This window comes from Cellulomonas triticagri, from assembly GCF_003696205.1.
Lineage (GTDB): Bacteria > Actinomycetota > Actinomycetes > Actinomycetales > Cellulomonadaceae > Cellulomonas > Cellulomonas triticagri.
This window is the reverse complement of record NZ_RFFI01000023.1, coordinates 1-23,228: the sequence shown is the minus strand read 5'-3', so window position 1 is coordinate 23,228 and position 23,228 is coordinate 1. Positions and strand designations below refer to the sequence as shown.

At 74.5% G+C, this 23,228-nt stretch carries 19 protein-coding genes, 1 tRNA gene and 2 pseudogenes; 12 read left to right on the top strand and 10 right to left on the bottom strand.

Features of this window, described 5'->3' with window-relative positions; all coding sequences use genetic code 11:
• Positions 1–70: 70 nt before the first annotated feature.
• Positions 71–2,746 carry a phosphoenolpyruvate carboxylase gene (locus tag EBM89_RS06065; protein WP_122148558.1) on the bottom strand — a complete coding sequence of 892 codons (2,676 nt, stop codon included), beginning with the start codon at positions 2,744–2,746 and terminating at the stop codon, positions 71–73.
• A gap of 258 nt (positions 2,747–3,004) precedes the next feature.
• On the opposite strand from EBM89_RS06065, the gene tkt reads away from it, so the two are divergent.
• From tkt to EBM89_RS06040, 5 genes are all read left to right on the top strand, one after another.
• Positions 3,005–5,170, top strand: a complete 2,166-nt coding sequence (gene tkt / locus EBM89_RS06060; RefSeq protein ID WP_122148557.1) for a transketolase — start codon at positions 3,005–3,007, stop codon at positions 5,168–5,170.
• 135 nt (positions 5,171–5,305) lie between these two features.
• Positions 5,306–5,740, top strand: coding sequence for a class Ib ribonucleoside-diphosphate reductase assembly flavoprotein NrdI (gene nrdI, locus EBM89_RS06055; RefSeq protein ID WP_122148556.1), 435 nt, complete (start codon positions 5,306–5,308; stop codon positions 5,738–5,740).
• A gap of 46 nt (positions 5,741–5,786) precedes the next feature.
• Entirely contained in the window at positions 5,787–6,866 is a 1,080-nt protein-coding gene (gene ligD, locus EBM89_RS06050) for a non-homologous end-joining DNA ligase (protein ID WP_122148555.1), read from the top strand.
• Positions 6,867–6,937: 71 nt separating this feature from the next.
• The gene (locus EBM89_RS06045; protein WP_199731990.1) at positions 6,938–7,678 is read left to right on the top strand and encodes a DUF5701 family protein; all 741 of its coding nucleotides are present in this window, start codon (positions 6,938–6,940) and stop codon (positions 7,676–7,678) included.
• 77 nt (positions 7,679–7,755) lie between these two features.
• Positions 7,756–8,187 (top strand): hypothetical protein, encoded by a 432-nt coding sequence (locus EBM89_RS06040; RefSeq protein ID WP_122148554.1) that lies wholly within the window; start codon positions 7,756–7,758, stop codon positions 8,185–8,187.
• Between the two features lie 6 nt (positions 8,188–8,193).
• On the opposite strand, the gene EBM89_RS06035 is transcribed toward EBM89_RS06040, so the two are convergent.
• Positions 8,194–9,027, bottom strand: a complete 834-nt coding sequence (locus tag EBM89_RS06035; RefSeq protein ID WP_122148553.1) for a sulfurtransferase — start codon at positions 9,025–9,027, stop codon at positions 8,194–8,196.
• Positions 9,028–9,282: 255 nt separating this feature from the next.
• On the opposite strand from EBM89_RS06035, the gene EBM89_RS06030 reads away from it, so the two are divergent.
• The 4 genes from EBM89_RS06030 to EBM89_RS06015 are packed head-to-tail and all read left to right on the top strand — an operon-like array spanning position 9,283 to position 14,376.
• On the top strand, positions 9,283–10,305 hold the full coding sequence (locus EBM89_RS06030) for a 3-oxoacyl-ACP synthase III (RefSeq protein ID WP_122148552.1): 1,023 nt from the start codon (positions 9,283–9,285) through the stop codon (positions 10,303–10,305).
• Positions 10,302–12,941, top strand: a complete 2,640-nt coding sequence (locus tag EBM89_RS06025) for an alpha/beta fold hydrolase (protein WP_233571575.1) — start codon at positions 10,302–10,304, stop codon at positions 12,939–12,941. Before EBM89_RS06030 ends, EBM89_RS06025 begins: the two co-directional genes overlap by 4 nt.
• Positions 12,938–13,921: an NAD-dependent epimerase/dehydratase family protein gene (locus EBM89_RS06020; protein ID WP_122148551.1), complete on the top strand. Its 984-nt coding sequence runs from the start codon at positions 12,938–12,940 to the stop codon at positions 13,919–13,921. The genes EBM89_RS06025 and EBM89_RS06020 overlap by 4 nt, the downstream gene beginning before the upstream one ends.
• 17 nt (positions 13,922–13,938) lie before the next feature.
• Positions 13,939–14,376: a VOC family protein gene (locus EBM89_RS06015; protein WP_122148550.1), complete on the top strand. Its 438-nt coding sequence runs from the start codon at positions 13,939–13,941 to the stop codon at positions 14,374–14,376.
• A gap of 6 nt (positions 14,377–14,382) precedes the next feature.
• Here the strand turns inward: EBM89_RS06015 and EBM89_RS06010 are convergent, their stop codons facing one another.
• Together EBM89_RS06010 and EBM89_RS06000 are read right to left on the bottom strand one after the other, a co-directional pair.
• Entirely contained in the window at positions 14,383–14,679 is a 297-nt protein-coding gene (locus tag EBM89_RS06010) for a hypothetical protein (RefSeq protein ID WP_122148572.1), read from the bottom strand.
• A 620-nt stretch (positions 14,680–15,299) separates the two neighbouring features.
• Complete coding sequence (locus EBM89_RS06000) at positions 15,300–16,043, bottom strand: Type 1 glutamine amidotransferase-like domain-containing protein (protein ID WP_122148548.1); 744 nt, start codon at positions 16,041–16,043, stop codon at positions 15,300–15,302.
• 111 nt (positions 16,044–16,154) lie between these two features.
• On the opposite strand from EBM89_RS06000, the gene EBM89_RS05995 reads away from it, so the two are divergent.
• The gene (locus EBM89_RS05995) at positions 16,155–16,622 is read left to right on the top strand and encodes a P-loop nucleotide/nucleoside kinase family protein (protein WP_233571574.1); all 468 of its coding nucleotides are present in this window, start codon (positions 16,155–16,157) and stop codon (positions 16,620–16,622) included.
• 60 nt (positions 16,623–16,682) lie between these two features.
• On the opposite strand, the gene EBM89_RS05990 is transcribed toward EBM89_RS05995, so the two are convergent.
• Together EBM89_RS05990 and EBM89_RS05985 are read right to left on the bottom strand one after the other, a co-directional pair.
• Positions 16,683–16,934, bottom strand: a complete 252-nt coding sequence (locus tag EBM89_RS05990; protein ID WP_122148547.1) for a hypothetical protein — start codon at positions 16,932–16,934, stop codon at positions 16,683–16,685.
• A 209-nt stretch (positions 16,935–17,143) separates the two neighbouring features.
• The gene (locus EBM89_RS05985) at positions 17,144–17,533 is read right to left on the bottom strand and encodes a VOC family protein (protein ID WP_122148570.1); all 390 of its coding nucleotides are present in this window, start codon (positions 17,531–17,533) and stop codon (positions 17,144–17,146) included.
• Between the two features lie 98 nt (positions 17,534–17,631).
• Between EBM89_RS05985 and EBM89_RS05980 the strand changes: the two are divergent.
• Positions 17,632–17,837, top strand: a pseudogene (locus EBM89_RS05980) (integrase core domain-containing protein).
• A 745-nt stretch (positions 17,838–18,582) separates the two neighbouring features.
• Here the strand turns inward: EBM89_RS05980 and EBM89_RS05970 are convergent.
• Positions 18,583–19,095 carry a hypothetical protein gene (locus tag EBM89_RS05970; RefSeq protein ID WP_147463466.1) on the bottom strand — a complete coding sequence of 171 codons (513 nt, stop codon included), beginning with the start codon at positions 19,093–19,095 and terminating at the stop codon, positions 18,583–18,585.
• A gap of 227 nt (positions 19,096–19,322) precedes the next feature.
• Here EBM89_RS05970 and EBM89_RS05965 point away from each other — a divergent pair, with 227 nt between their 5' ends.
• The gene (locus EBM89_RS05965; RefSeq protein WP_122148544.1) at positions 19,323–19,637 is read left to right on the top strand and encodes a hypothetical protein; all 315 of its coding nucleotides are present in this window, start codon (positions 19,323–19,325) and stop codon (positions 19,635–19,637) included.
• Between the two features lie 1,307 nt (positions 19,638–20,944).
• On the opposite strand, the gene EBM89_RS05950 is transcribed toward EBM89_RS05965, so the two are convergent.
• The 3 genes and pseudogenes from EBM89_RS05950 to EBM89_RS05940 all read right to left on the bottom strand — a co-directional run.
• Positions 20,945–21,017 (bottom strand) — tRNA-Thr (locus tag EBM89_RS05950).
• 69 nt (positions 21,018–21,086) lie between these two features.
• On the bottom strand, positions 21,087–22,640 hold the full coding sequence (locus EBM89_RS05945) for an alpha/beta hydrolase (RefSeq protein ID WP_233571573.1): 1,554 nt from the start codon (positions 22,638–22,640) through the stop codon (positions 21,087–21,089).
• Positions 22,641–22,666: 26 nt separating this feature from the next.
• Positions 22,667–23,228 (bottom strand): annotated as a pseudogene (locus EBM89_RS05940) (DNA polymerase III subunit delta'); the annotation flags it as partial.

The window sequence follows — 23,228 nt, the reverse complement described above, 5'->3', positions numbered from 1 at the left end:
CGCCGCACGCACGCAGGACGGCCCGGCACCCCTCGGGGGGTGCCGGGCCGTCGCGCGTGCGGGGTGCGGGTCAGCCGGTGTTCTGCAGGCCCGCGGCCACGCCGTTGACGCTGAGCAGCAGCAGCTGCTTGTTCTCCTCGACCAGGTCCTCGGACTCCCCCGTGCGCAGCGCGCGCAGAGCGCGGATCTGCAGCAGCGACAGGGCGTCCACGTACGGGCTGCGCAGCTGCACGGCCCGCCCGAGGATCCGGCGGCGGGACAGGATCTGCTCCGAGCCCGTGATCGCGAGGACCCAGCGCCGGGTCAGCGCCATCTCCTCCAGCACGAGCGCCTTCAGGTCGTCCCGGTCACCGAGGGCGAGGTACCGCTCGGCCAGCCGCTCGTCGGTCTTCGCCAGCGACATCTCGACGTTGTCGATCATCGTGCTGAACAGCGGCCACGCCTCGTACGCCGCCTGCAGCTCCGCGAGGTCGCCCACGGAGTCCAGCGCCGTCCCGAGGCCGAACCAGCCCGCGAGGTTGGTGCGGGCCTGCGACCAGGAGAACACCCACGGGATCGCCCGCAGGTCGTCCAGCGACTCGACGGACAGGCCGCGGCGGGCCGGGCGGGAGCCGATCGGCAGCAGCCCGATCTCCTCCAGCGGAGTCACCTGGGCGAACCACTGCGGGAAGCCCTCGGCGCGGACCAGCTCGTAGAACCGCGTGCGCGAGGAGGCGTCCATGGCGGCGGCGAGGTCGGCGAACCGCTCGGTCGCCGACGCGTTGCGCTGCTCCGTCGACGGGGCGCTCGCCAGCAGGGTCGCCGCGGCGACCTGCTCGATGTGCCGGGCGCCGATCGTCGGGTTGCCGTACCGGGCGAAGATGACCTCGCCCTGCTCGGTGAGCTTGAACCGGCCGTCCACCGAGCCCGGGGGCTGGGCCAGCACGGCGCGGTTCGCGGGGCCGCCGCCGCGCCCGAGGGCGCCGCCGCGGCCGTGGAACAGCGTCAGCACGATGTCGTGCTTCTCCGCCCACTGGGCGATGCGGCTCTGGGCGACGTCGAGCGCGAGCGTCGCCGCGACGGGGCCGACGTCCTTGGACGAGTCGGAGTAGCCGAGCATGACCTCGACCCGGCGGCCGTTCTCGGCCAGCCGCGCCTGCACGGCGGGCAGCGTGAGCATCGACTCGAGGATGTCCACGCTGGCCTCGAGGTCCGCGAAGGTCTCGAACAGCGGGATCGCGTCGATGACCGGGCGCGTCGCCGGGTCGGGGAACACGATCTCGGCGAGCTCGTAGACCGCGGCCAGGTGCTCCGGCGCCTGCGTGAAGGACACGATGTACCGGCGGGCGGCGGCGACGCCGTAGCGCCGCTGCACGGTGCCCAGCGCGCGGTAGGTGTCGAGCACCTCGACCGTGCGCGGCTCCAGGTCGCCGTCGACGCCGTGCGCGGCGACGTCCGCGAGCGCGGCGGCGTGCACCTGCGAGTGCTGGCGCACCTCGAGCTCGGCCAGGTGGAACCCGAAGGTCTGCACCTGCCAGATGAGCTTCTGCAGGTCGCCGTAGCCGACGCGCGCGGCGCCCGCCTCGGCCAGGGAGCGCTGCACGACGTCGAGGTCGGCCAGCAGCTCCTCCGGACCGGCGTACGACAGGTCCGCGTCCCGGCGGCGGGTGGCCGCGACGCGCTCGGCGATCATCCGCAGCGCCCGGCGGTGCGGCTGGTGCTTGACCTCGCGGGCGGCCTTCGCGGCGGCGTCCTCGGACAGGTCGCGCTGCTGCTGCCACAGGGCCGTGAGGTCCGCCGACGCCGGGGTGCCCGTGTCGTCCAGCGTGAGCTTGGCGGAGATCTTGCGGGCGGACTCCTCGAGCGCCGTCAGCACGTGCTCGTTCGCGAGCGCGGCGGCCGCCCGGGTCACCTCGGCGGTGACGTTGGGGTTGCCGTCGCGGTCGCCGCCGATCCAGGACCCCAGGCGCACGAACGGGCGCACCTGCGGGGCCTCGCGCCCGGCGGCGTCGCCGCTCAGCCAGTCGTCCAGCCGGCGGTAGACCGTCGGGAACGTGTCGAACAGCGTGGTGTCGAAGATGTTCATCACGGTGCGGACCTCGTCCAGCACCGTGGGCTTCTGCGCCCGCAGCGGGGACGTCCGCCACAGGGTGTCGATCTCCTCCAGCACCCGGCGGTCGTTCTCCGCGCGGGACGTGCCGCCCGCGGCGAGGGCGTCGCGCTCGGCCAGCAGGTCCGAGATCCGGCGGATCGCGCGGGACACCGAGCGACGACGCGCCTCGGTCGGGTGCGCGGTCAGCACCGGGCGGAACTCCAGGTCCCGCAGCCGGCGCACGGCCTCGTCGTGCCCGACCTCGGCGGCCAGCGCCTCGATCGCGGCCGGCAGGGAGTCGTCCTGCATGAGCTCGCCCGCGGGGAGCTCGGCCTCCCGGGCGCGCAGCACGCGCACCCGGTGGTGCTCCTCGGCGAGGTTCGCCAGGTGGAAGTAGCAGGTGAACGCACGGGCGACCTGCTGCGCGCGCTCGATGGAGAACGAGGCCACGAGCTCCTCGGCCTCGGTGAGAGCGGTGAGGTCCTGCTCGTCGTGCGCGCGGATGGTCAGCGCGCGGACGCGCTCCACGTCGTCGAACAGGTCGTCGCCGCCGGACTCGCGGATCACTCGGCCGAGGAACTCACCGAGCAGCCGGACGTCGTTGCGCAACGGGTCGGGGACCTCGTGGCGGGCGAGGCCACGGCGGGCCTCGCGCGAGTGCTGGGGGTCGGTCACCGGTCAAGCGTAGGTCAACCGTCCGACGCCCGAGACGGCTGTCCGCCTGGTGGCCGGTCCCGACCGCGCGTCGGACGGGCACGCCGGGTCGGTCCGGGCGACGTCGGGGCGGTGTCCGGTTCGGGGTGACCTGTCCGCCCTCGTCCGCGCGGGAGTCTAGGCTCGGGGCAGTGCCCGCGGTCGGTCGCCTCCTCGTGACCGAGCGAGCCCTGAACCCCCGATGCCCCGGGCTGCCGGTCCGGGCGGAAATGAGGTGCGGTGAACGCGAAGGCTCCCCTGGCCCAGTCCGTCGGCTGGACCGAGCTGGACCACAAGGCGGTGGACACGGTGCGTGTCCTCGCCGCGGACGCGGTGGAGAAGGTCGGCAACGGCCACCCCGGCACGGCGATCAGCCTGGCCCCCGCCGCGTACCTGCTCTACCAGAACGTCCTGCGGCACGACCCCGCCGACCCGCACTGGCTGGGTCGCGACCGGTTCATCCTGTCCGCGGGCCACTCGTCGCTGACGCAGTACATCCAGCTGTACCTCGCGGGCTTCGGCCTGGAGCTCGAGGACATCGAGGCGCTGCGCACCTGGGGCTCCAAGACCCCCGGCCACCCCGAGTACAAGCACACCGACGGCGTCGAGATCACCACCGGCCCCCTCGGCCAGGGCATCTCCTCCGCGGTCGGCTTCGCGATGGCGGCCCGCCGCGAGCGCGGCCTGCTCGACCCCGAGGCGGCCCCGGGCACCAGCCCGTTCGACCACTTCGTCTACACCATCTGCTCCGACGGCGACCTGCAGGAGGGCGTCTCCTCCGAGGCGTCGTCCGTCGCCGGGACGCAGAAGCTCGGCAACCTCATCGCGATCTGGGACGACAACCACATCTCGATCGAGGGCGACACCGAGATCGCGTTCACCGAGGACGTCCTCAAGCGCTACGAGGCGTACGGCTGGCACGTGCAGTTCGTCGACTGGACCGAGGGCGGCGAGTACACGGAGAACGTGGACGCGCTGCACGCCGCGATCGAGGCCGCCAAGGCCGTCACCGACCGCCCGTCGTTCATCGGCCTGCGCACCATCATCGCGTGGCCGTCGCCGACGAAGCAGAACACCCACGGCTCGCACGGCTCCAAGCTCGGCACCGACGAGGTCCGCGGCCTCAAGGAGGCCGTCGGGTTCGACCCCGAGAAGACCTTCGACGTCGACCCCGAGGTCCTCGCGCACACCCGGCAGGCCCTGGAGCGCGGCAAGGCCGCCCAGGCCGAGTGGGCCGTCGGCTTCGACGCCTGGAAGGCCGCCAACCCGGAGCGCGCCGCCCTGCTCGAGCGCCTGCGCGCCGGCGAGCTGCCCGCCGGCTGGGCCGACGCCCTGCCGACGTTCCCCGCCGGCAAGGCCGTCGCGACCCGCGCCGCCTCCGGCGAGGTGCTGTCCGCCCTCGCGCCGGTGCTGCCCGAGCTCTGGGGCGGCTCCGCCGACCTCGCCGGCTCGAACAACACCACCATGAAGGGCGAGCCGTCCTTCATCCCCGCCGAGCGCTCCACGCACGAGTTCGCGGGCGACCAGTACGGCCGCACGCTGCACTTCGGCATCCGCGAGCACGGCATGGGCGCGATCCTGTCCGGCATCGCCCTGCACGGCCTGACCCGCCCCTACGGCGGCACGTTCTTCACGTTCTCCGACTACATGCGCGGGGCGGTCCGCCTGGCCTCGCTCATGGGCGTGCCGGCGATCTACGTGTGGACGCACGACTCCATCGGCCTCGGCGAGGACGGCCCGACCCACCAGCCGGTCGAGCACCTCACCGCCGTCCGCGCGATCCCCGGCCTCGCCGTGGTCCGCCCGGCCGACGCCAACGAGACCGCGCAGGCGTGGAAGGCGATCCTCGAGCGCACCGACGGTCCCGCCGCGCTCATCCTCACCCGGCAGAACGTCCCGACGTTCCCCCGCGGCGAGGAGGGCTTCGCGTCCGCCGAGGGCGTCGCCAAGGGCGCGTACGTGCTGCTCGAGGCGTCCACCGGCACGCCGGAGGTCATCCTCATCGGCACCGGCTCCGAGGTGCAGCTGGCCGTCGCGGCCCGCGAGACCCTCGAGGCCGCCGGGGTGCCCACCCGCGTGGTGTCCGCCCCGTCGCTGGAGTGGTTCGCCGAGCAGGACGAGGCGTACCGCGAGTCGGTGCTCCCGTCCGCGGTGAAGGCCCGCGTCTCCGTCGAGGCCGGCATCGCGCTGTCCTGGTGGAAGATCCTCGGCGACGCCGGTCGCGCCGTCTCGCTGGAGCACTACGGCGCCTCCGCGGCGTACGAGACGCTCTACGAGGAGTTCGGGATCACGGCGGAGGCCGTGGTCGCCGCCGCGCACGAGTCGATCGCCGCCGCGCGCGGGGACGACGCGCCCGCGACGGACGCGAGCGCCCCGACGGCGAGCGGCACGGGCGACCAGCTCTGACCCCGCTCCCCTGAGCGCCGACGGCCGGGCACCCCACCGAGGGTGCCCGGCCGTCGCCGTCCTGCTCCCCACCCCGCCGGGCGGCGGGGACGTTGGTCCCGGGGGGCGTGCGGGTGGGCGGGGTTCAGTCGAGGGGTGAGCCGGCAGACCCCCGTGTACTACTACTCCTCCGCGTCGGGGCTCGTGCGGTCGTTCGCCGAGCGCCTCGACCGGCCCGTGCTCGACCTGTCGGTGCGCGACGTCCGGCAGAGCGAGGCCGACGGCCCCTGGGTGCTGCTCACCCCGTCCTACAAGACCGGCAACGAGGCCAACGACACCATCCCCGAGGCGGTGCGCCGGTTCCTGCGCTCCCCGGTGAACCGGCGCCGCATGGTCGGCGTGATGGGCAGCGGCAACCGGAACTTCGGCCGGTACTACCAGCACGCGGCACGGGACATCGCGGCGCGGTCCGGGCGGCCGGTGCTGTTCGAGTTCGAGATCGCCGGGACCCCGTGGGACGTCGAGGAGTGCCGCCGCGTCCTGGAGGACCTCGACGTGGCGCTCGCCGCCGGGCACCACCCCGCCGCCTGACGCGCAGAGGGGTGCGCCGCGGGCCGGCCCGCCCTACCGTGAGGCCATGAGCCCGTCGAAGGTCCCAGCCGAGGAGATCGAGGTCGCGGGCCGGACCGTGCGGGTCAGCAGCCCGGACAAGGTCTACTTCCCGGACCGCGGGATCACCAAGCTCGACGTCGTCCGGTACTTCCTGTCCGTGGGGGACGGCATCCTCGGGGCGCTGCGCGACCGCCCGACCACCCTCGAGCGCTGGCCCCGCGGGTGGTTCGAGGGCGCCCGGCTGTCCACCCGGATGGACAACAAGGGCGACGCGTTCTTCCAGAAGCGCGTCCCGCAGGGCGCCCCGGACTACGTCGAGTCGACGACGATCACGTTCCCGTCCGGACGCACCGCCGACGAGGTCACCCCCACCGAGCTGGCCGTCATCGCGTGGGCCGCGAACCTCGGCACGCTGACGTTCCACCCGTGGCCGGTGACGCGCGCCGACGTCGAGGCCCCCGACCAGCTCCGCATCGACCTCGACCCGCAGCCCGGGACGACCTTCGACGACGCCGCCCGCGTCGCCCCGCACGTGCGGGAGGTCCTGGCCGAGCACGGGCTCACCGGGTACCCGAAGACCTCCGGCGGGCGCGGCATCCACGTCTTCGTGCCGATCGAGCCGCGGTGGACGTTCACGCAGTGCCGCCGCGCCACCATCGCGCTGGGCCGCGAGCTCGAGCGGCGCCTGCCCGGGCAGGTCACGACGAAGTGGTGGAAGGAGGAGCGCGGCGAGACGATCTTCGTGGACTACAACCAGATGGCCCGCGACCGGACCATCGCCTCCGCGTACTCCGTGCGCCCCAACCGCCGTGCCACCGTCTCCGCCCCGCTGCGCTGGGAGGAGGTGCCGGACGTGCACCCCGACGACTTCGACGTCACGACGATGCCCGCCCGGTTCGCCGAGGTCGGCGACCTGTTCGCCCCGCTGGTCGCGCGCGCCCCGGACGCCCCCGGCGGCGGGTCGCTGGACGGGCTGCTGGACCTCGCCGCGCGCGACGAGCGCGACCACGACCTCGGCGACCTCCCCTACCCGCCGGAGTACCCGAAGATGCCGGGCGAGCCCAAGCGCGTCCAGCCCAGCAAGGACCGCGACCGGCCGCACTGACGACGCGCCGGGGAACCGGACGCCCGCGCCGGGCGTTGGGCCTCCTCCCGCCACCGAGCCGAGGAGCGCCCGTGCCCGTCCCCGTGATCCCCGCCGACCCGACCTGGCCCACCGTCGCCGCCGCCGACCGCACCGCCGCGCCGTACGACCCGGCCGCCGACGCACGCACCGAGCTCGACCGGCAGATCCGCTCCGCCCTGGACCTCGGCCTCGCCGCCGTCCTCGGCTGGACCCCCGAGCGGCTGCACGACGCCGTCGCCCCGCTGCGGGCGGCGCTCGACGGCCCGCAGCCCGTCCCCGGTCCGGACGCGTCCGGGCGGGTCGTGCCCGCCGACGACCACGTGCCGTTCGTCCTCGTGCTCGACGGCGGCGCCGACCACGCGAACGCGGCGGTCCCCGCGCTGCGGCACGGCTCCCGGACGGTGCGCCCGGGCGTCAGCGTCATCGACGCCGAGGAGATGGCGACCTACCGCCCGCTGCCCGACCTCGACGTGCCCACCGGGCCCTACCTGCTGCGGGACGTCGACACCGGGACGGAGTTCTGCGGGGTCAGGCCCGAGGATGCGCTCGTGACGGTCCGCGGGCGCGGGCGCACGCCGCTGACCATCGGCGAGGGCCTGGCGCTCGCCGCGCTGCGGCCGGACATGCTGCGGCCGAACCGGTGCTTCTCGCTCATGGGGTCGCGCGCGCAGAACCAGCGGGTGCCTGCGCTGTGGCTCAGCGAGCGCCGCCCGAAGCTCGGCTGGTGCTGGGACCGCAACCCGCACACGTGGCTCGGTGCGGCGTCGGCGGGCGGGCGCCTGGCCGCCTGACGGCTCGGCACACCCCCGGGGCGGGTGTCACCCGGATGCCCGCCCCGCGGCGGCTGCCCGCTCGGTAGCGTGCCGCCGTGAGCAGCACCGCAGGGGCCCTGACCGTCCCCCGCACGGTCCGCACGTCGGTCGTCGTCGCCCTGCCCTGGCTGGTGTCGGCGACGACGGTCGCCGTGCTGCTCGGGACCTACGCGGGGCTGGAGGCGGTGGGCACCGACCCCGACGAGGACGGCTTCCGGCGGGGGTTGGAGCAGGTGTTCCACGGGATGGTGGCGCTCGCCGCCGCCGCCGTGGCCTGGTGCCTGGCGCTGGGTCGGTACGTCCGGTCCGTGCGGTCGCCCGGACGGCGCGCAGGGCTGTGGTGGGCGCTCACCGCCGTCGCCGCGACGACGGCCGTCCCGTCCCTCGTCGTGATCGGCGCCGAGCCCGCCGTGGTGGGGCTGCTGTGGCCCGTGCAGCAGGCGCTGCTGTCCGTCACGGCCTGGGCGCTGCACGAGCCCGAGGCCTGAGTCGCGTCAGGCGCCCGTCGCCACCGGTCGGTCCGGGTCCGACGACCACTGCGACCAGGACCCCGGGTACAGCACGGGCGTCCGCCCGGCCAGCACGATCGCGGCGGCCTGGTGCGCGGCGGTGACCCCGGACCCGCAGTAGACGGCGACGTCCCCGCCCTCGGGGACGCCGAGGGCGGCGAACCGGGCGGTGAGCGCGTCGGTCGGCAGGAACCGGCCGTCCGCGTCGAGGTTCTCGGCCGTCGGCGCGCTCACCGCGCCGGGGATGTGCCCGGCGCGGGGGTCGACGGGCTCGACCTCGCCGCGGTAGCGCTCCGCGGCGCGGGCGTCGAGCAGCACCCCCTCGGCGGCCCAGGCGGCGGCGCCGTCCGCGTCGAGCGTCGGCAGGTGCCCGCCGGTGAGGACGACGTCGCCGGGTTCCACGTCGACGTCGCCGGGCTCGACGGCCCCGCCCGCCGCGACCCAGGCGGGAAGCCCGCCGTCGAGGATCCGCACGTCGGCGACCCCGGCCCAGCGCAGCAGCCACCAGGCACGCGCCGCGGACATCGCCCCGGTGTCGTCGTAGACCACGACCGGTTCCCCGGCCCGCAGCCCCCACCCGCGGGCCGCGGCCTGCAGGTCGGCGGCCTCCGGCAGCGGGTGCCGCCCGCCCGCGGCGCTCGGGACGGCGGCGAGCTCGGCGTCGAGGTCGACGAAGACGGCTCCGGGCAGGTGGCCCGCGCGGTAGCCCTCGACGCCGGGCGGGCCGCCGAGCTGCCAGCGGACGTCGAGCAGCCGGGGCGGGCACGGGCCCGCGAGCTCGAGCGCGAGGTCGGCGGCGGGGACGAGGACATCGGCCATGCCCCGACCCTACGACCGGGTGTCCCGCCGCGTCCCGGGCGTGGCGTCGGCCACAGCGGGCGGGACCATCCGGGGCGCCCGGAACTCGGCGTCCGCCCCGGCCGTTGAGGCATCAGGTGCCCCGCGGGTCCGACCGCACCCGTCGACCGGCCGCGTCGCACCGGGACTCTCGAGGGGCGCGTGCGCCCGGGGTGCCGCATCCTGGCGTCCCTCCCTCACGAGCCCCCGGTTCGTCCCCTGCTGTCTGGAGCCTGCGTGTCCGGAAACGCCACCACCCGGTTCGAGAACGTCTCGCTGCTGTCTGTCGCGAGCCACCTCCCGAGCCGCACCACCACGTCCGCCGAGATCCAGGAGCGGCTGGCGCCGACGCTGCGCCGCCTGCGCCTGCCGCGCACGGTGCTGGAGCGCGTCGCCGGCGTGCACGCGCGCCGCACGTGGGCACCGGACGAGGACGTGGACGACGGGACCGTGGCGGCGGGCACGCGCGCGCTGGCCGAGGCGGGGGTGGCGCCGGGGGACGTCGGCCTGCTGATCAACACGTCGGTGACCCGCAAGCACCTCGAGCCGTCGGTCGCCGTGCGGCTGCACCACGGGCTCGGCCTGGGCAGCGCGGCGGTGAACTTCGACATCGCGAACGCCTGCCTCGGGTTCATCAACGGCCTGACGCTCGCCGCGACGATGATCGAGGCGGGGCAGGTGCGGTACGCACTCGTCGTGGACGGCGAGGACGCCGACGACATCACGGAGCACACCGTCGACCGGCTGCTCGGTCCGGACGTCACCCGCGACGACGTCATGCAGGAGTTCGCGACGCTGACGCTCGGCTCGGGCTCCGCGGCGGCCGTGCTGGGCCGCACCGACGAGAACCCCGGCGGGCACCGGCTGCGCGGCGGCATCACCCGCGCGGGCACCCAGCACCACGGCCTGTGCGTGGGCAACCCCGACGCGATGGTCACCGACGCCCGGGCGCTGCTCGACGGCGGCCTGGAGCTCGTGGTGGACGCGTGGCGCGACGCCGAGCCGGACTGGCGCTGGTCCGGCATGGACCGGTACATCACGCACCAGGTGTCCCGGGTGCACACCGACGCGATCGTCAAGGCCGTCGGCCTGGACCGCAAGCGGGTCCCGACGACGTTCGGGCACCTCGGCAACGTCGGCCCCGCCTCGGTGCCGCTGACGCTGGTGGAGGAGCAGGACTCCCTGCGCGCGGGTGACCGGGTGCTGCTCATGGGCGTGGGCTCCGGCATCAACACCGCGATGCTGGAGCTGCAGTGGTGACGGCCGCTCCCCTGCGGCCCGCGCTGCACGTCCCCTCCGGCCTGCCGGGCCTGGACCCGCGGCTGAGCCACGTCCTCGCCGTCGACGTCCCCGGCGTGGCCCTGGGCGCCGGCGTCCCGACGTGGCACTACCTCGACACCGGCCCGGAGCTCGCCGCCCGCGGCGTCGAGCCGGTCGGCACCGTCCTCGCCGTGCACGGCAACCCGACGTGGTCCTACCTGTGGCGGGACCTGCTCACCGCGTCCCTGGACGCCGCCGCGGCCGGGGCCCCGGCGTGGCGCGTCGTCGCGGTGGACCAGCTCGACATGGGCTGGTCCGCGCGCACCGGACGCCTCCGCACGCTGCCGGAGCGGGTCGCCGACCTGGACGCGTTCACCCGCACCCTCGACCTCACCGGGCCGGTCGTCGCGCTCGGCCACGACTGGGGCGGCGTCGTCGCGTCCGGCTGGGCCGTGGACCACCCCGACCAGCTCGCCGGGCTCGCCCTGCTGAACACCGCCGTCGCGCACCCGGACGGCGAGCCGATCCCCGCACCGCTGCGCGCCGCCACCGCGGGTCCCGTGCTGCGGCTCGCGACCAGCACCACCCGGGCGTTCCTCGAGACGACGCTCGCGCTCGCGCACCCGCCGCTGGTCCGCGAGGTCGCCGACGCCTACCGCGCGCCCTACCGGTACGCCGACGAGCGGCACGGCATCGAGGGGTTCGTCGCGGACATCCCGGGGTACGACGCCCACCCGAGCTCGCCCGAGCTGCGCCGGATCGCCGCCGGGGTCGCCGCCCTCGACGTCCCCGCCGCCCTGCTGTGGGGCGCGCGCGACCCGGTGTTCCGCGACCGGTACCTCGACGACCTGCTGGACCGGCTGCCGCACGCGCGCGTGCACCGGTTCGCCGGTGCCGGGCACCTCGTGGCCGAGGACGTCGACTGGGCCGGGCCGCTGCTGACCTGGCTGCGGGAGGACCTCGGGCAGCGCGACGCCGCCTCGGAGCCGGAACGCGCCGCCCAGGACGCCCCGCTGTGGGCCGCCCTCGACGCCCGCGCCGACGACGCCGGTCCCGCCGTGCTCGACATGGCCGCCCCCGGCGGCTCGCGCACCGTGTCCTGGCGGCTGCTCGCGCGCCAGGTGCGGCGCATCGCCGCGGGCCTGCACACGCTCGGCGTCCGCCCGGGCGACCGGGTCTCGCTGCTGGTGCAGCCCGGGCCGACGCTGACCGCCCTCGTGTACGCGTGCCTGCGGATCGGCGCGGTCGTCGTCGTCGCGGACGCGGGCCTCGGCGCGCGCGGCCTGACCCGCGCGCAACAGGGCGCCCAGCCGGACTGGGTGATCGGCCAGGCGAAGGGCCTCACCGCCGCGCGGGCGCTCGGCTGGCCGGGCGTCCGCATCGCCGCCGACCCCCTGCACCCCCGCCTGCGGCGAGCGCTCGGCGTGACGCACACCCTGGTCGACGTCGCCGACCTCGGCCGCGACGAGGTCCTGCCGCCCGAGCCCGCCGGAGACGACGAGGCGGCGATCCTGTTCACCTCCGGGTCCACCGGCCCGGCCAAGGGCGTCGTCTACACCCACGCCCAGCTCACGGCGATGCGCGACGTGCTCGCCGCGCACCTGGACATCGGCCCGGACACCGGGCTGGTCACCGGGTTCGCGCCGTTCGCGCTGCTCGGCCCTGCCTTCGGCACCCGCTCGGTCACCCCGGTGATGGACGTGTCCGCACCCCGGACGCTCACCGCCCGCGCCGTGGCCGACGCCGTGCGGGCCTCGGACGCGACCGTCGTGTTCCTGTCCCCCGCCGCGGTGCTCAACGTCGTCGCCACCGCCGGCGACCTCGACGCCGACGACCGCGCCGCCCTCGGCCGGGTCCGGACGTTCCTGTCCGCGGGGGCGCCCGTGGGCGAGGCGATGCTGGCCTCCGCCGCCGCGCTCATGCCCGCCGCCACCGCGCACACGCCCTACGGCATGACCGAGTGCCTGCTCGTCACGGACATCACCCTGGACGGCATCCGCGCGGCGGCCACGGCACCCGACGCGGGCGTCTGCGTCGGGCGACCCGTCGGTCCCGGCGAGGTGCTGGTCAGCGCCCTGGACGCCGACGGCGCCGCGACCGGCGAGCCGTCCGCCGCCCCGGGCGTCCTCGGCGAGGTCCTGGTCCGCGCGCCGCACCTCAAGCAGCGCTACGACCGGTTGTGGCTCACCGACCGCGCCGCCGAGCGGGACACCCCGCCCGGACGCTGGCACCGCACCGGCGACGTCGGGCACCTCGACGCCGACGGGCGGCTGTGGATCGAGGGGCGGCTCGCGCACGTCCTCGTCACCGCCGACGGCGCGCTCGCACCGGTCGGGCCCGAGCAGCACGTGGAGCGGGTCGACGCCGTCCGGCGCGCCGCCGTCGTGGGCGTCGGCCCGCGCGGCGTGCAGCAGACGGTCGCCGTGCTGGAGACCCACGACCCCGCGCGTCGCGCCGGACCGGCCCCGTCCGACCTGGCCGCGGAGGTCCGGGCCGCGTCGCCCGTGCCGCTCGCCGCCGTGCTCGTCGTCCCCCGCATGCCCACCGACGTGCGGCACAACTCCAAGATCGACCGCACCCGGCTCGCCGCGTGGGCGGAGCGGGTGCTGTCCGGCGGGCGGGTGGGCACCCCGTGACGGTCCTGGTCACCGGCGCCTCCGGCCTGCTCGGCGGCGCCGTCGCCCGGCTGCTCGTCGAGCGCGGCCACGACGTGCGCACCCTGCAGCGCCGCCCCTCCGGGGTCGCGGGCGCGACCGACGTCGCCGGGTCCGTCACCGACCCGGACGTGGTCGCCGCGGCGCTCGACGGCGCCGACGCGGTCGTGCACCTCGCCGCACGGGTCTCGCTCGCGGGTCCCCCAGCCGAGTTCGACACCGTGAACGTCGGCGGCACCGCCGTGCTGCTCGACGCCGCCGAGCGCGCCGGGGTCCGCCGGTTCGTGCAGGTGTCCTCCCCGTCGGTCGCGCACGGCGGGACGTCGCTCGTCGGCGTCGGCGCCGGGACCGCCGACCCCGCCCACGCCCGGGGCGACTACGCGCGCACCAAGGCCGCCGCCGAGCTGCTCGCCCTGGACCGCGACCGGGGCGCCGAGGGCATGGCCGTCGTCGCCGTCCGCCCGCACCTCGTGTGGGGTCCCGGCGACACCCAGCTCGTCGAGCGCGTCCTCGACCGGGCGCGCCGCGGCCGCCTGCCGCTCCTCGACCACGGTGCCGCGCTCATCGACACGCTCTACGTCGACAACGCCGCCACGGGCATCGCCGCCGCGCTCGACCGGGCGCCCGACGTGCACGGCCGCGCGTACGTCCTCACCAACGGCGAACCGCGCACCGTCGGTGACCTGCTCGTCGGCATCTGCCGTGCCGGCGGCGTCCGCCCGCCCACCTGGCGGGTGCCCGCCGGGCTCGCGCGGGCCGCCGGAGGGCTGGTCGAGGCCGCGTGGCGGCTGCGCCCCGGCACGGACGAGCCGCCGATGACCCGGTTCCTGGCCGAGCAGCTGTCCACCGCCCACTGGTTCGACCAGCGGCGCACCCGCGCCGACCTGCGCTGGACCCCCGAGGTCGGGCTGGACGAGGGCTTCGCGCGCCTCGCGGCGCACTACGGCGGCAGCGCGGCCTGAGGAGTACGGTCCCGGGCATGGCCATCGCGCTCGAGAACGTCGCCATCGCCGTCCGGGACCTGGACGCCGCCGTCGCCTTCTTCACCGACCTCGGTCTCGCCGTCGTCGGCCGGGACACCGTCCAGGGCGAGTGGGCCGACACCGCCGTCGGGCTCGACGGCAACCACGTGCGGCTCGCGATGCTCCAGACCCCCGACGGGCACGGCCGCCTCGAGCTGTTCGAGTACCTCCACCCCGAGGCGATCGAGACCGCACCCACGCAGCCGCACGAGATCGGCATGCACCGCATCGCGTTCTCCGTGGACGACCTCGACGCCGCGCTCGCCACCGCCGCCCGGCACGGCTGCCACCCGCTGCGCGGCGTCGCGACGTACGAGGACGCCTACCGGCTGACCTACCTGCGCGGCCCGTCCGGGATCCTCGTCATGCTCGCGCAGGACCTCCGGCGCGGCTGACCGCGCTCAGCCGGACCCGACCGGCGTCCACCGGTTCCCGTCCCGCCGGGCGACCGTCGCCCGGCGCACCTCCGCGAGGTCCCGCACCCGGTCCGCGACCCGGCGCCCGACCGTCACCGCACCCCGGTCCCCCAGCGCGAGGAACCGCACCAGCACCCGCGCCTCGCCCGCGACCACCGCGAGGTCCTGCGCCTCGACCTTCGTCAGCGTCCGCGCGGCGTCCGCCGCCGCCGGCAGCACCGCCACGGGATCCGTCCCGGGGTGCAGCAGGCCGACCACCAGGGTCACCCGGTACGACGGCACCTGCACCCCTCCCCGGGCCGCGGGACGTCCGGGCCGGGACCCGACCCTACGCGGGTCGCGGGACGACCATGCTCCGCACCAGCGCGGCGGACGCAGCCGCCGTCGTCGCCCCCGGGCCGTGCACCGTGCGCCACGCCACGACGTCGTCCAGACGTCCGCACGGATCCGCGCCGTGGTCCGCCCAGGCCGCGCGCCTGCACTCACACGCCGAACTCGCCGTCGCCGGTCTCGTCTCGCCCGCCAGCGCCCGACGCTGGGACTGGCTGTCCTGGCTCCCCCACGTCGACTGGCCGCACTCCCCGCTCGGCGCACACCTCGCCGCGAGCCCCGCGTCCTGCGCCACCGTTGTCACCCAGGTCGACGAGCTCGCCCGCTGGCTCAACGGAACCGGTGCGCGGGGCCTCGCACCGCTGCCCTCGGTGCCACTCGTGGTCGAGGACGACGCACGCGCCGAGCGCGGCCGCCTCGTCCGGCAAGACCTGGGCCGAGGCGCAGGGCGGCGACTGTCACGACCTACGAAACCGGGGGCTGCGGAAACCCGTTCGAAAATACTGCCGACACGTACACCGACGACACTGGGACGACGGTGCCCGCGAGCAGCTGCTGACCCGGTCATGCCGTCACAGGGAAACTGGAGGTCCTCCCGTGGGTCCGGCGGTCGCGGCGACGGTCGTGCGCACCAGCCTCGTGGGGACCGGGGCTTCGCCCTCGCGCGTGACACGGAATACCTGGTTGCCCTCGACCTCGCACACGGCGTCCACGAGGACGCCGTCGCGGAAGAGGGCGGCGGCGAAGTCGTCGATCGCGTAGCCCGCAGGCAGGACACCGGACTCGACCCACTGCAGATAGGTCTCGCGACGTCCCGGGACGCCCCGGTAGTGCGGGCACGCGCTGCCCGGGAGGATCCCGAGCCCGTCGGACATCGGCGCCAGCGGGCCGAACGAGTCCGTGGCGGAACCTTCGAACCAGCAGTTCATGCCCGCGCTCACGCCGGCCAGCACGGTCCCGCGTCCGACCGCCTCGATCAGCACGTCCGCCACCCCATGCAGGCGCCAGAGGGCGAGGAGGTTCGCGGTGGACCCGCCGCCTACGTACACGACGTCCTGATCAAGCAGCACCGACGGGTCGGAGTACCCCCACGGGCTGCGACCGAACAGCGACAGGACCGACGGCTGCGCACGGTCCTCGAACGCGCTCACGAAACGCTCGCAGTACGAGTCGGAGTCACCGCTCCCGGTTGGCACGAAACACACCCGAGGGCTCGGCAGCCCCGTCAGCTCCAGCAGGTAGTCGTCGATCGCGGAGGTCCCGTCGTCCGACATCGTGAAGCCGCTGCCGCCGAGGACGAGCACCTGTCCGAGCATCGGGCCATGTTACCTCAGCAACCGGTTACCGACCCTCGAGAATGCCGCTGCCGGGGCTGTATCCGTGCGCCGCGGCAGGCCGACGCAGAGCCGCTCGCGATAGCATCCCGTGTGGACTCGGTGATTCTCATGTGCGGCGCGGCCGGGTCGGGGAAGTCGACGTACGCGCACCGGCTCGGCGAGGCCGGTTACACCGTGCTGTCATTCGACATCGAGGCATGGCGGCGAGGGTTCCGCACCCACCCGGTCCCCGTGGAAGGGCGCCGCGAGGTCCACGAAACGTTGCAGCGTCGGCTCCTCGAGGCGGTCGACGACGGACGTCCCGTGGTCGTCGACACGTCGTTCTGGTCGCGCGCCTCGCGCGACGAGTACCGGGAGCTGCTGGCATCACGCGGCGTGGTGCCTGTCGTGCACTACATGGCTACGCCACGGCACGCCATCCTCGAGAGTCTCGCGCGACGTCGCACAGCCGGCCCCGACGACATCGCCGTTCCGGTCGAGCAGGCGCTCTCCTACATGGACGGGCTGCAGGTGCCGACCGCCGAGGAAGGCCCCCTCCGCGTCATCGGCGAGGCTTGAGGGCCCGTGCCGTCCTCCGACGGGCCGAGGCCCGGGGGTCGGGGCGCGCTCGGCCGGACGTCACGGGTCGTGCGCGACGGCCGGGCGCGGGATCGTCACGGCCGTCGCGATCAGCTCCTCGCCGCCCGCGGCCCTCGGCCCGCGGCACCGCACCGCCAACGCCCGTCCATGCGGCGGAGCGGCCCGTCGGCCGCCGTGAAGTCGCTCGGAGCCAGCGACGCCCGCCACCACCACCTCCGCGAGCACCACCGCCGCCCCGCCCGCGTCGACCTCACCCGCCAGGAACGCCGCGAGCAGCGTCGGCCCCGGCACCCTCCATCACCATGCCGCCGTCCGCGACCGTGACGTCGAGCGGCACCGGGAAGCCGTGGTCGAGGACGTGCCGCCGTGACGTCCCGGCCGTCGAGGTACCGGCGCAGGACACGGCCCAGACCCGCGTCGAGGACCTCGGCCTCCCGGCCGCGCGCGATGACCCGCAGGGGCGCCCAGGCTACGGGGCGGTGGCTCCGTCGCGGGCTTCTTCACATGGTGACGCGCCCGTCCTCCCCCAGCCCCCAGTCCGGGTTGTGCGCGACCTCCCACACGTACCCGTCGGGGTCCGCGAACGCCCCCGACGTCCCGCCCCACTCGGCGAGCGCCGCCTCCCGCACGACCGTCCCCCCGGCGGCGCGGACGGCGTCCAGCACGGGAGCGACCTCCTCGGCCGCGCGGACGTTGTAGGCGAGCTCGACCCCGGGTGCCCCGCGTCCGGCGACGCCGGTCCACAGCGCGAACACCATGCCCCCGGCCTGGAAGAACGCGACCTCGGCGTCCGGCCGCGCCGGGGCGGGCCAGCCGAGCGCCCGGTAGAAGGTGACGGCGCGGTCGAGGTCGTCGACGCCGAGGGTGACGAGGCTGATCCGTGGCTCCATCATGGGCACCTTCCTACCGTGCCGGGCCGCACGCGCAACGCCGCGGCCCGCGGCGCGTCCGCCACCGGTCGTGACCTCCCTGCCTGCAGGCCCGTCACGTGCTGATCCGCCCGCACTGCTCCTGGCAGAACGGCAAGGTCGAACGCTTCAACCGCACCCTGGCCACCGAGGGGCCTACCGACAGCCCTTCGCCAGCAACACCGAACGCTCAGACGCGCTTGCCCCCTGGCTCGAGCACTACAACACTGACCGACGCCACAGCGCACTCGGAGGTCAGCCACCGATCACCCGGCTATCCACGTGATGGCCGAGTACATCTAGAGGTCGCGAGCCCATAGCTCGAGGCCGTGGAACACGTCGAGATGCTCGAAGCCCTTGCTCCGGAACAACTTGCGACTCGGGTCGTTCCGGGGATCGATCCGGGTAAACACGCCGCAGTCCAGTCCGTACTGCTCCGTCGTCAGGCGGCACGACTCGATCGCGTAGTCGACCGCTTGGCGCCCATGTCCGCGCCCTCGCGCGCGACATGCGGTCGCGACCGCCCAGATCAAGAACTGCTCATCCTCGCCGTCGAACCCGTGTGCACAGCACCGACGATTCCGTGCGAGTCGGTTCCGAGCGCCGAAGCGTTCCCGCCCGGAACGGGCAACTTCAACCCGCGCAGGTGGGACTGCACCTCGTGCTCCCACGGCTTGGGATGGTGACGTCCACGGTGCGGGTCGTAGCTCTGTTTCTCGGGGTCGGCGCAGATGAACCGGCTCAGGGCCTGTCGGTGCTGCCGTCCTGCGCTACGCCAGACGGCCCGCGGCACGCTTGTTCGTGAGCCACTGGCGGACCGTGGAGAGTTCTTCGCGGCTCACGTCGCGGCCACAGCCGACGCGATACTGCCGGGCGTAGTCCTCGCGCTCAGCATCGGTGAGGCCGTCGTTTCCGACAGCCCGGGGCAGGCTCCGTCGTACGGGTGCGTGTCGCCGACCCGCGCATCGAAAACTGCCCCCCGTCCGCAACGAGCGGACGGGGGGCTTCTGTGCGTCAGAACGAGCGTGACATCACGGGGTGAAGGCGATCAGGCCCGACACGTTCTTGGTGCCCTCGTCCTTGCCCGCAGGGCCGGTGCGGTCGAACTGCAGCTGGAAGCCGCCGCGCCCCGGCTGCTGCCACGTGACCCACCAGGAGGTCCCGCACGGCACCGTGTGGGTCGCGCCGACCTTCCAGCTGTTGGTCGCCACCGTGACGTTGTAGAGGCTGACCTTGATGTTCGGGTAGGCGGCCGAGCACGCGGTCGTGGTGACCTTCGCACGGATGTTCTGGTCGCTGTACTGGATGAACGACTTCGAACGCAGGCTCGCCTTGAACGATCCGCTGAACGTCTGCGTCGAAGTCGCCAGGATCTGGATCGGTGCGTCGCTCGCGAGCGTCGGATCGGCGGCCGGTGCCGCCTCGACCGTCACGACCGGTTCCGGTTCCGGCGCCGGACTCGTCGCCGCGGCAGCGGGAAACGCGCCGGCCGCCAGGCAAGCGACCAGGGCGGCCGAGCCCGCCATGAACTTGAACTTTCGCATCAGGAAGATGCCCCCTTGTGGTGCTCCGACCTGCCTGTTTGCTGGCCGGTCCTTCCAACGTAGCCCCGCAGCCGGCCTGCTCGTGGACAAACGGGCCCCCGACTTTCCACGCGGTCGGCAACCGCTAGCGCCTGGACGAGTCCGCCACCGCTGCCCGCGTCAGACCCAGCGTCGACGATGCGGTGGTGCCTCTCGTCCCTCCGTCGCCCCACTCCGTCCCCGGCGGAATGGACCGCATCCGAGCCGTCCGCCCGCTCCTCAACGAGCGCCCGGTCCCGCCCGGCGTGCACCACGACGTGCAGCACCCGATCCCCGTCGTCGTGACGCTGCGGTGGGAGACCGGGGACGAGGAGGTCGAGACCATCGCGTTGGAGTGGTGGACGACGCGGGCAGGCTCGGTCGTCCGGGTGCGGGTCGCCGACCAGAGGATCCCGACCGGAGCGGTGTGGCTGCCCGTCGAGGACGTGCGACCGACACCTAACGCCGCCAGGCCGGCACGTGTCGAGCACTCCACCACGATGGTGTGGTGGCAGCGGCAGTAGACGGTGCGTAGCCGAACGACGACACAGGCGTGGCCTCGAAGAGGCCCTCGACGCTCCAGTGCTTCATGTACTCAGCGAGCGCCTCGCGGGGGATCGACGGAGAGGGTCTGGCATCCCGATGGGAACGTGCAGCGGATCGACTTCGTCGGCGTACCTGGACGCCCAATCGGCCTACTCTGTCGCCCGCTGACGATCCTCAACGGTCCTGGACTCGCCCAGCGAGTCCTCGAGCTCCTCCACGAAGGCGCGGATCGCGATTGCTGGCCGCCGACGCTCGATCTGGTCGAGGAGCACGTGGGCGCGGTGGGCTTCGTGAAGTTGTGCGATGGCCTCTTGTCGGGCGGCTTCCCAGCGCTCGCGCTTGCTGCGCTCCGCCCGATCTCTTTCCTACCTCGCGGCCGAAGCAGCTGCGTGGCGCAGTTCGAGTTCACGAAGCACCTTCGGGAGCATGGTCCCGACCATCGTCTCGCCGCGGTCCTGCCATGACGACCCCCAGTGCTCGTGCGTTGTGTCGTGTATGCGGACGCCGAGCCGGTCCGTTGGGATCTCTCGCCTTCGGGCGTAGGGACGTCCGCTCCCGTCTGCGACCAGATCGACGACTTGGAACACGCTGAGGCGGTACGCGTCTCCACCGACGTCGACGAAGAGGTGTCCGCTGGTGGTCGGGTCTCGGATCTCGTCCCGGTAGCGCGGCCTGTTCGAGGGGCCTTCACCGGTGTCACCTTGTACCCGCGGGCTCGTGACTCACGGGTGATCGCCTCAACGATGCGGAGCGCGCGGCCCAACCGGCTCCTCTGAATCTTGAGGTCCCACCGGTCCCGGAGCTTCTCCACGACGTCGGTCTCTTGGGTCAGCCGAGCCGGCACGGGAACCGGAGTGAGCTCTTCAAGACGCCAGGCTGGGTGGGGCTTGAACCAGAGCGTCGCTTCCTTCGCTCGGTAGTCGTACTTCATCGTCAGCGTGGTCCCAGCGGGAGCCTTCTCGCGGCTCTCTGCGACACTCACAGTCGACGAAGCGCCGACACATTCGACGTGGGCTTGATCAAGCGCTGGTCAGGCGCGGTCTGGACCTCGCGTATCAGTAGGTCCGTCTTGCTCATGTGCGGCGCCGCGGCGCGGGCCGCTCCGGCTCCGGCGCTGGTTGGCTGGCGTCACGTTCGACCACCGGCTTCACGGGGCGCCGGGCCGCCTCCCCCTCTGCACCCGGGAGGGGCGGATCGGGATACGCGCCGTGCTTGAGGTAGTGCTCTCGCAGGTCCAGGGAACGCCGAGGGCCCGGGATCAGGATGATCCCGGGCCCTCGTGGTGAGCCGCCTAAGAGAATCGAACTCTTGACCTTCTCATTACGAGTGAGACGCTCTGCCGACTGAGCTAAGGCGGCGCGCCCGTGCCGTCACCGGACGGGCGGCCACCACTGTACCTGGCACACGGCGCCTCCTCCAAAGCGGGCTCAGCAGCGGGTCCCGTCGGCGGGCACGGTGCCGTCGATCAGGTACGCGTCGACCGCGTCGCCGATGCACGCGTTGGAGCGTCCGTAGGCGGTGTGCCCCTCGCCCTCGTAGGTGAGGAGGGTGCCGGAATCGAGGGTCTGCGCGAGGCTCTCGGCCCACTGGTACGGGGTGGCGGGGTCGTTGGTGGTGCCGATGACGAGGATGGGATCGGCGCCCGCGGCGGAGTAGTCGTCGAGCCCGCCGGCCTCGGGGACGGGCCAGTTCGCGCACAGGACGCCGCCGAAGCCGAAGTAGGACCCGACCGTGGGGGCGACCTGCTCGATCTCCGCGGCCTGGGCGCGCATCTCGGCGGGGTCGGTGGTGCCGCGGTCGTCGGCGCAGCCGATGGACCAGAACGCCTCCATCGAGTTGGTGGCGTAGGTGCCGTCGGCGTTGCGGTCGTTGTAGATGTCGGCGAGCTGGAGCAGGACGGCGCCGTTGCCGTCGAGGGCGGCGCTCAGGCCCTGGGTGAGGGCGGGCCAGGACTGCTCGTTGTAGAGCGGGAGCGCGATGCCGCTGAACGCGAGCTGGCCGGTGAGGCGGCGGTCGCCGCTGGCGGGCAGGGGCGAGGTGCGGGCGCGGTCGAGCAGGGTCTTGACCTGGGCGAGCCCGTCCTCGACGTCGCCGTCGAGGGGGCAGGCGCTCCCGGCCTGGCAGTCGGCGACGTAGGCGCGCAGGGCGTTCTCGAAGCCCCCGGCCTGGCCGGCGGACAGCTCCTGGGAGGAGAGCGTGGGGTCGAGGGCGCCGTCGAGGACGAGGCGGCCGACCTGCTCGGGGAACAGCGCGGCGTAGGTCGCGCCGAGCTGGGTGCCGTAGGAGTAGCCGACGTAGGTGAGCTGCTCGTCACCGAGGACGGCACGCAGGACGTCCATGTCGCGGGCGGCGGAGACGGTGTCCACGTGCTCCAGCAGCGGGCCGGTGTTGGCGAGGCACTGCGCGCCGAAGTCGGCCCACATGGCCTCGGCGGCGGCGATGCCCTCGTCGGTGGCGAAGTCGAAGTCGCTGGAGGTGACGGTGTCCATGCCGGGACCGTCGACGCAGGCGACGGCGCTGGATGCCCCGACGCCGCGGGGGTCGAACCCGACGAGGTCGTAGCGCTCGACGACCTCGGCGCCGAACGACGGGACGGCGATGCTGGACAGCGCGTCGATGCCGGAGGCGCCGGGCCCCCCGGGGTTGATCAGCAGGGAGCCGAGGCGGTCGCCGGTCGCGGCGTGCCGGGAGACGGCGATCTCGACGGTGTCGCCGTCGGGCTCGTCGTAGTCCATCGGGACGACGAGGGTGGCGCACTCGAGGTCGCCGCAGGGCTGCCAGTCGAGCTGCTGCGCGTAGGCGCCGTCGAGGCCCTGGACGTCGGCCGCCGTCGGGGCCTGCGTGACGGCGGTCTGCTGGCGGGGTGCGCTGCACGCGGCGAGCGCGAGCGCGGCGACCGCGGTGAGCGCGGCGGCGCGGGCGAGCGCGGTGCGGCGGCGCGCGGGCAGGCGGGGGTCACGGGCTCTCGAGCGGGGAGTCACCGGATCACGGTACCCGCGCGGGGGGCTCAGGCCTGGGGACGCAGCGCGATGAGCATGGCCTCGACGGCGAGCAGCGGCGCGACGTTGACCTCGATCCGGGTGCGGGCCTCCCCGACGGCGTCCATCCGCCGGACGGTCTGCTCGGCGGTGGTGGACTCGGCGAGGGAGCGGGCGGCCTCCTCGTGCTCGGCGTTGACGAGCGGCACGTCGGAGCCGAGCTGCAGGACGAGCACGTCCCGGTAGAACGACAGCAGGTCGATCATCGCCCGGTCGAGGACGTCGCGCTGCGCGCGGGTGGCGCGGCGCTTCTGCTCCTCCTCGAGCTGCTTGACCTGCCCGCGCAGCGCCGGGGGGATGGTCGCGAGGCCCTCGGCGCCCAGGGAGCGGAGCAGCGACTGCCGCTCGGTGGCGTCGCGCTCCTCGGTGGCGGCCTTCGCGTCGGCCTGCGCGGTCTCGACGAGCTCGGCGGCGGCGAGCACGGCGTCGCCCACGCCGCGCACGCGCGGGGCGATGCGGAGCACCGCGGACCGGCGGGCGCGGGCCTCGGGGTCGCGGGCGAGCCGCCGGGCGACGCCGACGTGGGACTGC